Annotated in this window: 11 protein-coding genes; 9 read left to right on the forward strand and 2 right to left on the reverse strand. The window is 48.0% G+C overall.

Annotation, left to right across the window (positions count from 1 at the left end):
• Positions 1 to 124 precede the first annotated feature (124 nt).
• From BST96_RS14850 to BST96_RS14880, 7 genes are all read left to right on the forward strand, one after another.
• The gene (locus tag BST96_RS14850) at positions 125 to 1,777 is read left to right on the forward strand and encodes an AMP-binding protein (RefSeq protein WP_085759458.1); all 1,653 of its coding nucleotides are present in this window, start codon (positions 125 to 127) and stop codon (positions 1,775 to 1,777) included.
• 184 nt (positions 1,778 to 1,961) lie between these two features.
• Complete coding sequence (gene hrpA, locus BST96_RS14855; protein WP_276206917.1) at positions 1,962 to 5,909, forward strand: ATP-dependent RNA helicase HrpA; 3,948 nt, start codon at positions 1,962 to 1,964, stop codon at positions 5,907 to 5,909.
• A 35-nt stretch (positions 5,910 to 5,944) separates the two neighbouring features.
• Positions 5,945 to 6,853 carry an alpha/beta fold hydrolase gene (locus tag BST96_RS14860; protein ID WP_085759460.1) on the forward strand — a complete coding sequence of 303 codons (909 nt, stop codon included), beginning with the start codon at positions 5,945 to 5,947 and terminating at the stop codon, positions 6,851 to 6,853.
• 623 nt (positions 6,854 to 7,476) lie between these two features.
• A complete protein-coding gene (locus BST96_RS14865) occupies positions 7,477 to 7,818 on the forward strand; it encodes an HvfA family oxazolone/thioamide-modified RiPP metallophore (RefSeq protein ID WP_085759461.1) in 342 nt (113 codons plus the stop codon).
• 89 nt (positions 7,819 to 7,907) lie between these two features.
• On the forward strand, positions 7,908 to 8,756 hold the full coding sequence (locus BST96_RS14870) for an HvfB family MNIO-type RiPP peptide maturase (RefSeq protein WP_085759462.1): 849 nt from the start codon (positions 7,908 to 7,910) through the stop codon (positions 8,754 to 8,756).
• The gene (locus tag BST96_RS14875) at positions 8,753 to 9,502 is read left to right on the forward strand and encodes an HvfC family RiPP maturation protein (RefSeq protein WP_085759463.1); all 750 of its coding nucleotides are present in this window, start codon (positions 8,753 to 8,755) and stop codon (positions 9,500 to 9,502) included. The genes BST96_RS14870 and BST96_RS14875 overlap by 4 nt, the downstream gene beginning before the upstream one ends.
• 211 nt (positions 9,503 to 9,713) lie before the next feature.
• Complete coding sequence (locus tag BST96_RS14880) at positions 9,714 to 10,508, forward strand: MlaA family lipoprotein (protein WP_240554811.1); 795 nt, start codon at positions 9,714 to 9,716, stop codon at positions 10,506 to 10,508.
• An 84-nt stretch (positions 10,509 to 10,592) separates the two neighbouring features.
• Here the strand turns inward: BST96_RS14880 and BST96_RS14885 are convergent, their stop codons facing one another.
• Complete coding sequence (locus BST96_RS14885) at positions 10,593 to 10,895, reverse strand: PilZ domain-containing protein (RefSeq protein WP_085759465.1); 303 nt, start codon at positions 10,893 to 10,895, stop codon at positions 10,593 to 10,595.
• 185 nt (positions 10,896 to 11,080) lie between these two features.
• Here BST96_RS14885 and BST96_RS14890 point away from each other — a divergent pair, with 185 nt between their 5' ends.
• Both BST96_RS14890 and BST96_RS14895 read left to right on the forward strand, forming a co-directional pair.
• Entirely contained in the window at positions 11,081 to 12,256 is a 1,176-nt protein-coding gene (locus BST96_RS14890) for a fused response regulator/phosphatase (protein WP_085759466.1), read from the forward strand.
• A gap of 43 nt (positions 12,257 to 12,299) precedes the next feature.
• Positions 12,300 to 12,788, forward strand: coding sequence for an STAS domain-containing protein (locus BST96_RS14895; RefSeq protein WP_085759467.1), 489 nt, complete (start codon positions 12,300 to 12,302; stop codon positions 12,786 to 12,788).
• A gap of 6 nt (positions 12,789 to 12,794) precedes the next feature.
• On the opposite strand, the gene BST96_RS14900 is transcribed toward BST96_RS14895, so the two are convergent.
• Positions 12,795 to 13,238 (reverse strand): tellurite resistance TerB family protein, encoded by a 444-nt coding sequence (locus BST96_RS14900; RefSeq protein WP_085759468.1) that lies wholly within the window; start codon positions 13,236 to 13,238, stop codon positions 12,795 to 12,797.
• Positions 13,239 to 13,430: the final 192 nt, after the last annotated feature.

Here is a 13,430-nt window from a genome sequence, read left to right on the forward strand (position 1 = left end):
TGGTGTGTCTTATTGGTTTGGTACAGCGTCGGCTATTGTAAACTATTTTATCTATGAATATTGATCATCTTTGACTATAGCCCTCCAGCTAGCTAATGTTGGCAGTTGCTAAAGCGGAGGCAGAATGAACACTTTAATCCAGCAAGCTCTTGAGAAGCATGGTATTAGCCCCAGTATTGAGGTTGACCCAGAGGCGACCATTGTCAGCTTATTTGAGCAGGCAGTGGCTGAATTTGGGCCCAGCCCCGCTTTTAGTAGTCTGGGGCATACGCTAAGTTTTACTGAGACCTATCAGTACGCTCTGCAATTTGCCAGCTATCTGCAACAGCATACAGCGCTGGAACCTGGTGACCGGATTGCTATTCAGCTGCCTAACCTGATCCAATACCCCGTGGCGCTGTATGGCGCGATGATGGCGGGTATGGTGGTGGTCAATACCAACCCCCTTTATACCCCCCGTGAGCTGGAGCATCAGCTCAATGATTCCGGTGCCAAAGCGATTGTGATATTGGCTAATCTGGGTAAAACTCTGGAAAGTATCGTGGCTAATACCGGTGTTAACACTGTCATTATCACTGAATTGGCTGACCTCCATCCGCTGGGTCGGCGCCTTTATACCAATCTGGGTGCCAAGTACCTTAAAAAGATGGTGCCTTCCCTGACTATTCCCAATGCTATCAGTTACCGCAAGGCTCTCAGTCTTGGTGATACTGCCGCTTTTAAACCTGCCGCTTTAGAGCAAAAACAGCTGGCAATCTTGCAATATACCGGCGGGACCACCGGTGTGGCCAAGGGAGCCATGCTTAGCCATCGCAACCTGGTGAGCAATGTGATGCAGAGCCTTGAGATGTTTTCAGGTTTTGGGCTGGAAAATGCCGGCGAAACTATGATTTCGCCGCTGCCGCTCTACCATATTTATACCTTTACCATGGGCATGCTGCTATTGGTGACGGGCAACCACACGGTGTTAATCCCCAACCCCAAAGATACTGACGCGCTAATTGCCGATGTAAAACGTTATCCGATGACGGCTTTTTGCGGTATCAACACCTTATTTGTCAGTCTCTGCAATCACCCGTCTTTTAGTGACGCCGACTTTTCCACCTTAAAAATGACCATGTCTGGCGGTATGGCATTAACCGGTGATGCTGCCAAACAGTGGCAGACAATTACCGGCAGCGATGTTTTTCAGGGCTATGGTTTAACAGAAACCTCACCAGTGGTATCTGCCAACCCCGGCAGCGGTAACCAGGTCAATACCATCGGTATAGCCGTACCTTCTACCCAGATTAAAATGGTAGATGAGCAAGGCCAGACAGTTGCTGTCGGAGAAAGGGGTGAATTGGCGGTCAAAGGTCCTCAGGTTATGGAGGGCTATTGGCAGCGCCCTGAAGCTTCCGCTGAAGTGATTGATGATGAAGGCTGGTTTTATACCGGTGATATCGCCCTGATGCAGGACGATGGTTTTATGCGCATTGTTGATCGTAAGAAAGATATGATTATTGTCTCCGGTTTTAATGTTTACCCCAATGAATTAGAAGATGTGATTAGCCAGCACCCTGATGTGGTTGAATGTGCCGCGGTGGGTGTGCCCGATGATAAAACCGGAGAAGCGATTAAAATCTTTGCGGTATTGGCCAACCCCATTAGCGAAAAAGAACTTATCGCTTATTGTCGGGATAATCTAACCGCTTATAAAGTGCCGAAGCATTTTGAATTTAGGGACGATCTGCCTAAATCTACAGTGGGTAAAATACTGCGCAAAGACCTGCGCTAACCCCCGCAAAGCAACGTCAGAGATTGTAGGGTGGATTATAATCCACCAAACCCAGCCAGGAACCGTTATTATCGGTGGATTATAATCCACCCTACGGGCGGCCCAGGGGTCCAACATAGTTGTTCGCCAGGCACTCCTTTAGCGTTATAATGCCTCTTTTACATTAAGGCCTTTGGCAGTACCCGTGGACCAGTCGCAACACTCCCATCTTAACAAGCTAAAACAAGCCGTTAGCCAGTGTATGCTGGTTGACCGCCATCCTGTGCAGCGAAAACTACAGCAATTGGACAAACAGTTGGCTGAAGGCAAGCCAATAGACGACACTATTCAAGCACTGCAGGCCCGCATTGAAAAATCTATCGCTCTGGTCGAACAGCGCCAGCAAACAGTGCCGAAGATACACTTCCCCGATCTCCCTATTGCCGATAAGCGTGATGACATTGCCGAGGCTATCAGTCAGCATCAGGTCGTCGTTATTGCCGGTGAAACCGGTTCAGGTAAAACCACCCAGCTACCCAAAATTTGCCTTGAATTGGGCCGAGGGGTTAATGGCCTGATTGGCCATACTCAGCCCCGTCGCTTAGCGGCACGTACCGTAGCCCAGCGTATTGCTGATGAATTAGAAACACCCTTGGGCGAGGGGGTTGGCTATCAGGTTCGTTTTACCGATCATGTTTCAGAAAACTCTCATATTAAATTAATGACCGACGGTATTTTACTGGCGGAAATACAGCGGGATAAATTTCTTAATCGCTATGACACCCTGATTATTGACGAGGCTCACGAGCGCAGTCTGAATATTGATTTTTTACTGGGCTTTCTCAAGCAACTATTGCCTAAACGCCCTGATCTAAAAGTGATTATCACTTCAGCGACCATTGATCTTGAAAGTTTCTCCAGACATTTTAATGATGCACCGGTGATTGAAGTCTCTGGCCGCACTTATCCTGTGCAAACCTTATACCGTCCGTTAGATGATCTGTCACCGGAGGGAGATTTAACCACGGGTATTGAAATGGCCATTGGCGAGCTAATGACTATTGAGGGTAGCGCCAAAGGTGATGTGTTGGTTTTCCTTAGTGGCGAAGGTGATATTCGGGAAGTGGCTCGCCATTTACGGCAAGTACAAAAAGACCAGCGGGCATGGCAACACTGCGAAATCCTGCCCTTATATGCCCGCTTAAGCAATGCAGAACAAAATAAAGTGTTTAATACTGCTTCGCGCCGTGGGCGGCGAATTGTGTTGGCGACCAATGTGGCAGAAACCTCATTAACTGTACCGGGTATTCGCTATGTAGTTGATCCCGGTTATGCCCGTATCAGCCGCTATAGTTATCGCACTAAAGTCCAGCGCCTGCCTATTGAACCGATTTCACAGGCCAGTGCCAACCAGCGTAAAGGTCGTTGTGGCCGTGTGGCGGAAGGTGTCTGTATCCGTCTTTATGACGAGGCCGATTTTAATAACCGCCCTGAGTTTACCGACCCGGAAATTCAGCGTACCAACCTTGCCTCAGTGATTTTGCAAATGCTGGGTATGCGGATGGGAGCGGTGGATAAATTCCCCTTTGTTGATCCCCCGGACCATCGCATGATCAGTGATGGTTTTAAGTTGTTGGAAGAGCTGGGGGCGGTTGATAAAAAGCGTCAGCTTACCCTCATAGGCAGAACCCTGACCCGTTTTCAGGTTGACCCGCGCTTGGCGCGGATGATTATTGCCGCGGAAAAACTGGGCTGTCTCAATGAAGTCCTGGTGATCGTCAGTGCCTTAAGTATCCAGGACCCCCGTGAGCGCCCAGCTGATAAGCAGCAGGCCTCCGATGAAAAGCACCGCCGTTTTTGGCATCAGGAGTCGGACTTTTTATCCTATGTCAATCTGTGGAATTACTACGAAGAAAAGCGCCAGGAACTCAGTCAGGGTCAATTAAGAAAACTCTGCAAGCGTGAGTATTTAGCCTATATGAGGATGCGTGAATGGCGGGAAATACATCACCAGTTACGTCTGGCCTGTCGTGAGCAAAAATTCCAGGGGAATAAAGAACCCGCTAATTATGAAGCCGTGCATAAAGCCTTGCTGTCAGGCCTATTAAGTCATATTGCCAACCTGGATGATGATCGACAGTATTTAGGCGCGCGTAATCGCAAGTTACGTATTTTTCCCGCCTCGGCCTTATTCAAGAAAAGCCCCAAATGGATTATGGCGGCAGACATTGCAGAGACCTCACAGGTGTATGCTCGCACCTGTGCCCAGATACAGCCAGAGTGGTTAATGGGGATTAATGACCCCTTATTTAAACGCAGTTATAGCGAACCTCACTGGCAGCAAAAAGCGGGCAGGGTAATGGCCTATGAAAAGCTTAGCCTGTACGGCTTGATGATTAGTGAGCGCAACCGAGTTCACTATGGTCCTATAGATACCAAGCTATCTCGTGAGATTTTAATTCGCTCCGCCTTGGTTGAGGGCAATATCCCCAAAACTTTAGTCACCAGCAAAGCGCCATTTTTTACCCACAACCAACAGCTGGTTAAGGAGATAGAAGACCTGGAAGCCAAGTCCCGCCGCAAAGATATTTTGGTGGACGATCAGCAGCTCTTTCAATTTTATGATGAGCGACTTGGCCCCGATATTATTACTTTAAAGCACTTTGAAAAGTGGCGTAAAGAGGCCGAGCGCAAACAGGCCAAACTGTTATATATTGAGAAAGAGCGGCTGATGCAGCATGGAGCGGCTCATATTAATGAGAGGCAATTTCCTGCTCAGCTAAGCGTGGGCGATTTGGTCTTTGGGCTGAGCTATCGCTTTGAACCCAATCATCGAGCTGATGGGGTCACGGTCACTATTCCGATTGGCTTGCTTAATCGCATTCCTCGTCATCGTTTTGAATGGCTGGTGCCTGGCATGCTGCGGGATAAATGTATTGCGTTGGTTAAACTATTGCCCAAAAACCTGCGTAAGCAGGTGGTGCCGGTGCCAGAGTATGTCGATAAGGTGCTGGCGCAGGTAAAAGCCGATGACTCCCCGCTATTAGAAGTATTAACCCGCCAACTGAAGCAAGTGGCCGGTGTGCTTATCCCAATGGAAGCCTGGTTGCCTGATCAGTTAGATGATTTCTATCGAATGAATTATCGGGTAGTGGATGCAGAGGGGCAGCAGCTGGGGCAGGGCCGCAACCTGGAAAAACTGTTAGCCAATTTTGAAGGGCAGGTTACCGAAACACTGCAGCAGCAAACCCAGCAGCGTTTTCAAACCGACAATATTCAAAAATGGGACTTTGGGGAGCTGCCCAATGAATATCAATTTGATCAGGCGGGGGTGACCGTTACCAGTTACCCGGCGTTGGTGGATTGCAACAACAGTGTTTCGATAGAGTTAAAAGACTTTCCTGAGCAGGCGGAGTTAGAAAGTCAGCGCGGTTTGGTGCGGCTATTTATGTTGCAAATGCCCCAGCAATTGAAATCCCTGCGCAAGGATTTATTGCGCGGTAATACGATTAGTTTGCAGTTGGCGGGTATTTCTCAGCAGCGTGATGAATGGATGGACGATTTATTATTTTCGGTTTTTCATCGGGTGTTTATCACCGATAAGCCCTTGCCCCGTTCCGAGCAGGCGTTTAAGCAGCGGCTACAGAGTGAAAAGAACAAACTGGTCGATGAGGCTAATCATGCCGCAGAAGTTCTCGCTGAGATTGCCGCGATTTATACCACTATCCGCAAGCAATTAAAAAATGCCAATGAGTTGGCCTGGGCCCTGGCTATTGGCGATATTCAACAGCAGTTATCACTGCTTTTTTCCCCCGGTTTTATTAAAGATACTCCCTGGCATTATTTGCAGCAGTACCCCCGCTATTTATCTGCGATTGAGCAAAGGCTGGAAAAGCTGCGAGGCCATTTTCAGCGTGACAAGCAATTATTAGTCGGTTTAAGAGCGCTGGGTGAGCCGCTCTATGCCGAGTGGACCACTAACAATGAGGCTGAGATGCGTAGTGCGCAGCTATTGGCATTTCGCTGGTTACTGGAAGAGTATCGGGTGTCGTTATTTGCGCAAACATTGGGAACCCTACAGCCGGTTTCCGAAAAGCGTCTAAAGGCTATGTGGAGAGACGTAAAAACCTCTTTGCTGGATGTCACCAGTTAAGCGCAAAAATAAAAATAACTGCTAAACTTACTTTTATGAAAACCCGACTTAAATACGAATCGATCACCGTGCCGCTTCCCTCTGCGGACCAGGCCCACCTGACGCGTTTTTTTATGGATAAAAACCAGTTGGGTACGCCGGTCTTTATGCTGCACTCCACGTTGCAAGATGGCAGTACTTTTTTTAGTGATGAAGGGACGGGACTGGCCTGTTATTTGGCCCGGCAAGGCTATGATGTTTATGTCGGAGATTTACGCGGCAAGGGCAAAAGCTGGCCGCAGGTCAATGCGTCTTCTGCTTTCGGTTCCCATCAGGCGATTAATGAAGATATTCCCGCGATGGCTCATAAAATTAAAATGCTGCGCGGGGATATTCCGCAAATATGGGTAGGGCATGGTTGGGGCAGTGTTTTGATGACCAGCTACTATGCCCGTTATGGCAATAGTCTCTGCTCAGTCGCCAGGATGGCTCACTTTGCTGCCCGGCGTAAAATTCAATCGGCGAATTCGGCCAAAGCTTTTTTTATTGATTTTTTAGGCCGCAAATTTGGCAAACTGTTGATTGCAATCAATGGCTATATTCCGGCTAAAAAGATGCGTTTGGGGGCCAGTAATGAATCCCGGGCTCATTATCAAGACTATCTCACCTGGTCGAGTACCGATCAGTGGGTGGATGCTGAAGATGGCTTTAGTTACGGTGAAGCCATCCGCCAACAACAATTACCCCCCAGTTTTTACTTTGCTGCCAGTTCTGATAAAGCTTATGGCGACCCGGATGATGTTCGGGAGTTTATGAAGGAATTGGGGCCCCATGATGGTCGTTTGATGGTGCTAAGCCGTCGTGGTGGCAATGCCAGGGACTATAACCACTTAAATATGGTGCGCCATAAGGACTGTGATACTGACCATTTCCCTCTGTTATTGGCTTGGTTGCAGCAGGCTTAATCTGTTCGGATTGTGATTCGCTGCTGTCGCCTGATCTTACATAGTTTGGATGCGAGCTCTACCGGGTTAAGCACTCCCTTCAGTTATGGGGGAGGCTTGGCGCTGATAAAAATACAAGGCCGCCCCTGCAGCCCCTTGCCAGACACAGCTCTGGTCTCAACGGTAGGGTGGATTACAATCCACCGGTATAGGGTGCTTATGGCTGGGCTTGGTGGATTGTAATCCACCCTACGATACTGGTTTTAACAAACTTGAAAGAATACGTGACTCCAGGCAGTGATGTAGGGGCGTCAAAATACAGGAACGCATATTGTCGAGCGCCAAGCCAAAAATAGGCAGAATATGTGCGACAGCAGTGAATTATGATCCGCCGCCCGCCTCAATCCGTAAAACTCCTCGATTTATTGAAAAATATGACTTTTTTATGATCGGTGATGAACTTGTTACTGTGACCTGAGTCATAGCCTTCACAGCAAAAGCGGTTGCCTGCTTTGGGAATCCGCATTTGTTGGCTACACTGTTAGTGCATGCATTATCTGCAAATAACGTAAGATGGACGCTGAAATTTCAGGCAAAGACCTGCAGCAACCTTAATTTAACCCCTGGGCAACCGGAGATTCCCTATGTCTATGTCTAATAAAACGTCAAACAAAACCCAAATCGCAGCTGCTCTAGGTGCTGCATTCCTTGCAACTTCAGTTGCTCCAATCGCATCTGCTGATGCCAACCCGTTTGCAGCAACTCAGCTTTCCGCTGGTTATGACCTGGCCAACTACGGCGCCCACGAAGGTAAATGTGGCGAAGGTAAGTGTGGTGGTGACAAAGCCGAGAAAGAAGGTAAGTGTGGCGAAGGTAAGTGCGGTGGTGATAAAGCCGACAAAGAAGGTAAGTGCGGTGAAGGTAAATGTGGCGGCGATAAAGCCGGCAAAGAAGGTAAATGTGGTGAAGGTAAGTGTGGTGGCTAAGCATTACGCTTAACACTCCCGCAAGAGGTCAATGCACTCGCTGTATTGGCCTCTTGTCATTTTAGAAGCCCAGCCTTTATAGTTAGCTTATGAATGATTCATTAAAACTCAACACGGCAGGCCTTGGTTTGCGCCGTGCCCTGATGCAACCTCTGGCAGACTTGCCCGATGGTGCCCTCGACTTTATGGAAGTCGCCCCGGAAAACTGGATTAACCTCGGTGGCCGGTTGAAGAAACAGTTTCGACAATACTCTGAGCGCTATCCAATTCATCTACACGGTTTGTCACTCAATATTGGTGGTGTAGCACCGCTGGATGAAGAGTTGTTACAATCGATCAAAGCGTTTATGGACGAGCATCAATGTCCTATCTATACCGAGCATCTCACCTACTGCGGTGATGATGGTCATCTCTACGATTTAATGCCCATTCCCTTTACCGAAGAAGCCGTTAAGCATGTCGCTGAGCGGGTAAAGCGAGTGCAGGACGTATTGGGCCGGCGCATCGCGTTGGAAAATGCTTCTTATTATTGTGCGCCTGACCAGCAGATGTCAGAGAGTGACTTTATTAATGCGGTGTTAGCAGAGGCAGATTGCGACCTTTTGTTAGATGTGAATAATATCTATGTAAATAGCATTAACCACAGCTATGACCCCTATCAGTTTTTAACCAGCCTACCACTGCAAAAGGCGCGCTATATTCATATCGCAGGTCATTATGATGAGGCTGAAGACCTGCGGGTAGATACTCATGGGGCTGATGTGATTGACCCGGTTTGGGATATTCTAAAAGCCGCTTACCAACACTGTGGCCCATTACCGACGCTATTAGAGCGTGACTTTAATTTCCCTGCAGTGGAAGCACTGATGGCGGAAGTGGCGATGATTCGCAGTATTCAGGCCGAATCAAAAACAGTGCCAAAGGCGGTTAATCAATGAGTCTGGATACCGTACAGCGCCAGCTTGCCTCCCATATCCGCAACCCCGAAAAAGTGGCTGGCCCAGAGGGCCTTGAACCACGTCGTCTAAAAATCTATCAGGATCTGTTTTACAAAAATATAGAAAACTTTATCGCCAATGGTTTCCCCATATTGCGCAGCCTGATTGCCGATGACCCATGGCATCAAATGGTCAGGGACTTTATGGTCCACCATCAGTGCCATACGCCGTATTTTTTGGAAATCAGTCAGGAGTTTTTACTGTATTTACAAAACCAGCGACAAGCTCAGGCCACTGACCCTCTCTTTATGCAGGAGTTGGCTCACTACGAGTGGGTAGAACTGGCGCTGGATGTGGCTGATGAAGATGTAGCCAGCTTCGATGGTGATACAGAAGGGGATCTGCTAGCGGGCTTACCGCAGGTTTCACCGCTGGCCTGGTCTCTGGCTTACCAGTTTCCGGTGCACAAAATCGGTGTGGAATATCAGCCTACCGAAGCCGCAGAACAGCCCACTTTTCTGATTGTTTACCGTAATCGACAGGATCAGGTAGGTTTTATGGAGGCTAACTCAGTTACTGCCCGATTATTGGAATTACTGCAAGAAGAGGGCGCGCATTCAGGCGAGCAAGTATTGCAGCAAGTGGCGCAGGAAATGCAGCACCCAGACCCTCAGCAGGTCGTGGCGGGAGGCTTGGCGATTCTTCAGCAATTGCAGTCTCTGGATATCATTCTGGGCACAAAATAGTCATTTTTTGCCCGTTTTAATCATTCCTTATCCTGTGCGATAGGTTTTTTAGCTTATAGCCCACAGAGCACTGGCAACTCGGTTTTGTTTAGATTATTGTTGGCCTCAGGAGTAGGGACGGGGCCCTTAACGGGGTCTATAGAATACAAATACTGGATCTCAAACAATAATGATTGGCTCAGGGGTGTTACAAAAGGCGAAGGCGCAGTGCTTGACCATTGCGATAGCGTTTATTCTGCTGTGTTTACCAGCTATTAGCCATGCCCAGACAGCTACTGAAGAAGATGACCGCCGCTTTTGGGATGTGTGGAATGCCTATATTGTTGAGTTGGTTGAACAGGAACTCTCTACCCCTGACCCTTGGGAACCCCTTAACCGCAAGATTTTTGCCTTTAATGATTTTGCTGATCGTTATGCCCTGACACCTGTCGCAAAAGGCTACCAATGGATAACGCCAGACCCTGTAGAAGCGGGCATTGGTAATATGTTCTCCAACCTGCTTGAAGTCACCACTATTCTCAATGACCTGCTACAGCTTAAATTTGGCCAGGCTGCCTCTGATACTGGGCGATTTTTGTTAAATTCTACCGTAGGTTTGCTGGGCCTGTTTGATGTAGCCACGCCGATAGGCCTGGAAAAACACGAAGAAGATTTTGGCCAAACCCTGGGCTATTGGGGCGTTGGGCCTGGACCTTATATTGTGGTGCCAATCTTTGGTTCCTATACCGTGCGTGATGGGCTGGGTGCTTATATTGATACCTACAGCGACTACGTTACTAATATTGACCATATTCCCACGCGCAATCAGTTATGGCTGATGAGAAATATCGATAAACGCGCCGGTTTATTTGCTGCAGAAGAGCTAATAACGGGTGACCGTTACGCCTTTATCCGCGATGCCTATTTGCAGCGCCGTGAATACCTGGTCAATGACGGTGTTGTGGTCGATAGCTTCGGTGAGGAGGATTGGGACGATGACTGGGATGAAGAGAGTTGGGACGAGTAGGGCACACTAGCACCCTCTGTACTACTGATTAATCGTTCTGGCTATCAATAACCAATAAACTTGCTCCCTGCATGCGGTGCTTAATTAATCCCTGATTTCTTTAATCGATAAACCAATGCTAAATAAGCCATTCTCGCCAGCTTCCACTCTGGAGACTTCGGCGGTGGCATTAAAAGGCAGGTGGGTTTCGCCCTGTTGGGCAATCGATACTTCCAACTCAGAGCCCACAGCAAAGGATTGATCTGATTCTATGGACATACCCGCGCCACTCAGGTCTTTACAGGTACCGGTATAATCCTGGCCATCCTGACGAATGGTCAGCTGTGAGTTGATCTTCATGCGGATAAAATCGCGCTTTTCGTTATAGGACCTATCACTGGTAGACATACATATTCCCCTATTTCTTTATTCTGATGCATTTATAGTACGACAGCCAAGCCACGTCAATCCACCGTGTAGAGCGACGACTTTTATTTTTGGTCAATTCTTAGCATTCCTGCTGCTTTTCCCTTGCAGAGCCTCCGGCATAGGAGTAGTGTTCTGCGCCAAGTATTCGTACCCGCGATAGAGCAATGACCACTGCCAACCCAGCTATTTTACTGATAGATAATGATGACAATGAGCGTGAGCGCTTTGTTGCTTATTTGCAGCAGCAGGGCTATCGCGTTTATGGCGCCGGTACGCTTAATCAAGCCCTCTCTTTGCTGCAAGAGCAGCAGCCCCAGCTAGTCTTGTGTGACTTAAATGTGCCCACACTCAGTGAGCAAAAATTATTACAGGCTATCGAGTCCAATTTTACCCGTTGCCCGGTGATTGTTATGTCCAGCGGTGGGGTTATGGCCGATGTGGTGGCGGCTTTGCGCCATGGAGCCAGTGACTTTCTGGTACGCCCGCTGGCGGATATGGAAGTATTGGCCCATGCGGTTAAGCGCGCCCTTGAGCAGGGCCAGTTAAGGCAGCAAAATCAGGACTACCGTGAGCAACTGGAACACACCAATCAGGAGCTGCAAGCCAGCTTGCAGTTACTGAAGCAAGACCAGTTGGCCGGTAAGCAAGTGCAGCGCAAAATGCTACCGGCTAATAATCAGCAGTTTGGTGATATCACCTTTAGACGGCGTATTGTGCCCTCGGTTTATCTTAGCGGCGACTTTATTGACTACTTTACCGTGGGTGATGACTATGTGGTTTTCTTTATTGCTGATGTCTCTGGCCATGGCGCGTCATCGGCCTTTTTGACCGTATTGCTAAAGAATATGTTTGCCCGCAAGCGCAGCGACTATTTACGCCGCGATGACAATACGATTTTATCGCCCAAGAGCATGTTGGATGTTGCCAACCGAAACTTGCTAAATACCAGTATCGGCAAACATGCCACACTCTGTGTGGGTGTGATTAATCTTAAAGACAATAACTTGCTCTACAGCGTGGCGGGGCACCTGCCATTACCGATTATGGCCACAGCGGGAAAAGCCAATTATTTACCCTGCGAAGGTATGCCCGTTGGTTTGTTTGAGCATGCGCAATATTCCGAAAACACGCTATTATTACCAGAGAATTTTGTTTTGACCTTTTTCTCTGATGGTATATTAGAGGTTGTTGAGGCAGAGGGTGTTATTGCTCAGGAGCAGTTTTTGTTAGATAAACTGCAAGCTGCCCCCAATAGCATTGACGGTGTTGTCGATGCCCTGAGTTTAAGTCAATTGGTTGAAGCACCGGATGATATCGCCTTGTTATTGATATCCCGGTAATGGTCTAAAAGTAGTAACGTGGTAAGTTGGTGGTAGTAGCGTCATGCAAACGGGCAAAATACTGGTAGCACAACATCAGGCAACATTCGTCATCAAGCTGGTTGGCGATGTGCGTTTGACCCTGTCTACTACCATTGATGATTACTTTAATGAAATGTTTTCCAGCTCCAGCATTGATGGTGTTGTTATAGACCTGTCAGAAGCACAGGGTATTGATAGTACCTCACTTGGGCTGTTGGCCAAGTTAGCCATACAGGCCAAACAGCTTTACCAATTGGTCCCGATGATCCTGTCCCCCAATCCTAATATTACTCGCCTGTTAGACAGTATGGGTTTTAATCAGGTATTTGATATCCACCAGGACCTGAATGACCAGAAGTGCGACAACCTGGGCGAGTTGCCCATGAAATCGGCGGACGAAGCTTGCTGCCGCAGCAAGGTGATTGAAGCCCACCGTGTTTTGATGGATATGAACGAGACTAACCGGGAGACTTTCTCGGCATTGGTTGATACTTTAGAGGCCGCTTCCTAAAACCTGCTAACCTAATACGTCCAGCTTGGCCTTAATAAACTGGCTGTGGGGCAGGTAAATCAAGTCTGCTATTTTGCGAATCAAGTGATCTTCATACTTACTGATCTCACCATCTGCAATCGCCACCTGCCATAACATCTTCACCAGCTCAAAGCGCTGCTCATTAGAATAATCATCTTTAATCAAATTGGTAAATTGATACAAAGACGTTGCATCCTGATTTTCCTGTTCAGCAAGATCAACCAGCTCGGCCAGTTGGCCATCACTTAAATCAAAAGTCTTCTTCAGTGCAGCTTCAATCGCTGCCTGTTCTTCGGGTTCTCGCTGATAGTCAGCGCGGCTTAATTCAATTAACAGGGCCGCCGCAGCCAGCTGAATCTTACACTGCTGATCGTCACTACTTTTTAACGATAACTCCGCCGAGAAAAACGCTTTAATAGACGCTAACACGAATACTAACTCCTAATCGTAGGTTGGATTATAATCCACCTTTCTATAAAAACATTCCCGGTTCATATTGCAAGGTAGGGCGGTGGAATATATTCCACCCTACGGAATTGTGCTTCCTAATCGTAGGGTGGATTATAATCCACCTTTCGATAACAACATTCCCGGTTCATATTGCAAGGTAGGGTGGTGGAA

Source organism: Oceanicoccus sagamiensis, assembly GCF_002117105.1.
Lineage (GTDB): Bacteria > Pseudomonadota > Gammaproteobacteria > Pseudomonadales > Dasaniaceae > Oceanicoccus > Oceanicoccus sagamiensis.

Bases quoted from the DNA above. Each gene is read 5' to 3' on its own strand.
- BST96_RS14850 (WP_085759458.1), top strand. From the start codon at position 125: ATGAACACTTTAATCCAGCAAGCTCTTGAGAAGCATGGTATTAGCCCC.
- BST96_RS14860 (WP_085759460.1), top strand. From the start codon at position 5,945: ATGAAAACCCGACTTAAATACGAATCGATCACCGTGCCGCTTCCCTCT.
- BST96_RS14865 (WP_085759461.1), top strand. From the start codon at position 7,477: ATGTCTATGTCTAATAAAACGTCAAACAAAACCCAAATCGCAGCTGCT.
- BST96_RS14870 (WP_085759462.1), top strand. From the start codon at position 7,908: ATGAATGATTCATTAAAACTCAACACGGCAGGCCTTGGTTTGCGCCGT.
- BST96_RS14875 (WP_085759463.1), top strand. From the start codon at position 8,753: ATGAGTCTGGATACCGTACAGCGCCAGCTTGCCTCCCATATCCGCAAC.
- BST96_RS14885 (WP_085759465.1), bottom strand. From the start codon at position 10,895: ATGTCTACCAGTGATAGGTCCTATAACGAAAAGCGCGATTTTATCCGC.
- BST96_RS14890 (WP_085759466.1), top strand. From the start codon at position 11,081: ATGACCACTGCCAACCCAGCTATTTTACTGATAGATAATGATGACAAT.
- BST96_RS14895 (WP_085759467.1), top strand. From the start codon at position 12,300: ATGCAAACGGGCAAAATACTGGTAGCACAACATCAGGCAACATTCGTC.